General features: G+C 63.9%; 1 protein-coding gene. It reads right to left on the bottom strand.

Annotation, left to right across the window (positions count from 1 at the left end):
* Positions 1-130: 130 nt before the first annotated feature.
* Positions 131-292, bottom strand: a complete 162-nt coding sequence (locus B5P40_RS32535) for a TraR/DksA family transcriptional regulator (protein WP_483296269.1) — start codon at positions 290-292, stop codon at positions 131-133.
* Between the last annotated feature and the right edge of the window lie 7 nt (positions 293-299).

Consider the following 299-nt stretch of genomic DNA (forward strand, 5'->3'; position numbering starts at 1 on the left):
TCGAGATCGCCCCAGTTGACCGTCGGGTTGCGCACAAACCGCACCACCTTGGACAGCAGTCCACCGGGGGAAGCTTCTTCCTTGCTCATGCAGCGTCAAGACGTCGGGTGCGCAAGCATGCCAGGCGCCGTCAGTCACCAAACATTTTTTGCTTGAGCTCGCGGCGCTGCTGCGCTTCCAGCGACAGCGTCGCCGTGGGGCGGGCCAGCAGGCGGCCCACGCCGATGGGCTCGCCGGTCTCGTCGCAGTAGCCATAGTCGCCGGAATCGATGCGGGCAATGGACTGTTCGATCTTCTTG

The organism is Bacillus sp. SRB_8 (assembly GCF_003264205.1).
In the GTDB taxonomy this organism is placed as follows: domain Bacteria; phylum Bacillota; class Bacilli; order Bacillales; family Bacillaceae_G; genus Bacillus_A; species Bacillus_A mycoides.